Below are 927 nucleotides of genomic sequence, written 5' to 3'. Positions count from 1 at the left end.
CTGGACAACGGCAAGGTGGCCTGGAAGAAGGCTCTGCCGACGCCCGTCGTCGCTGCGCCCTTGGTGGCTGGCGAGCGTGTCTTCACGTTGACGCTGGACCGCCAAGTGCTGGCCTTCGACGTGCTGGATGGCCGCAAGATCTGGGAGCTGAAGCGCCCCGGCGAGCCGCTGACGCTGGCCAAGGCCGGTGTGCTGCTGGCCTACAAGGACACACTGGTGGTTGGCCAAGGCCCGCGCCTGGCCGGTGTCGACCCGGTCAAGGGCCAGTTGCGCTGGGAAGCCAGCGTGGCCACGCCGCGTGGCACGAATGAAGTCGAGCGCCTGGCCGACCTGGTTGGCCCGGCTGTGCGCCAGGGCGAGGTGATCTGCGCGCGCGCTTTCCAGTCCTCGGTGGGCTGCGTGAACGCCGAGCGCGGCAGCGCGCTGTGGAACCGCGTCGTCGGTGGCACCAACGGCATCGGCGCTGACGCCCAGGTCGTTGTTGCCGGCGACGCCTCCGACCGCCTGTCGGCCTGGAAGCTGGCCAACGGCGACCTCGCCTGGTCGGCGGACCAGTTCCAGCGCCGCAAGCTGTCCGAACCCGTTGTGACGGCCAAGCAGGTGCTGATCGGCGACTTCGAGGGCCAGGTCCATCTGATCGACCGCGACACCGGCAAGACGCGCTCACGCCTGGCCACCGACGGCTCGCCGGTCGTCACGATCGCGCTGCAGGGCGACACGGCCCTCGTTGCGACCAAGAGCGGCGGCCTGTTCGCGATCACCGCCGAATGAAACCTGTCATTGCCCTGGTCGGCCGCCCCAATGTGGGCAAGTCGACGCTGTTCAACCGCCTGACCAAGTCGCGCGACGCCATCGTGGCCGACTTCGCCGGCCTGACGCGCGACCGCCACTACGGCGACGGCCGCATGGGCGACCGCGAGTTCATCT

2 protein-coding genes are annotated in these 927 nt (G+C 69.5%); both read left to right on the top strand.

Annotated elements, in window-relative coordinates:
- Positions 1-771 (top strand): outer membrane protein assembly factor BamB family protein (locus tag AC1DU6_RS33105; RefSeq protein WP_477862545.1); only part of this gene is annotated, 771 nt, incomplete at its 5' end.
- Positions 768-927: GTPase (locus AC1DU6_RS33100; protein WP_477862547.1), on the top strand; the 160-nt coding region annotated here is incomplete at its 3' end. The genes AC1DU6_RS33105 and AC1DU6_RS33100, both read left to right, overlap by 4 nt.

The organism is Roseateles sp. P5_B10, assembly GCF_056400485.1.
Note: the sequence above shows the minus strand (reverse complement) of the source record. Positions and strands in the feature narration are given on the sequence as shown.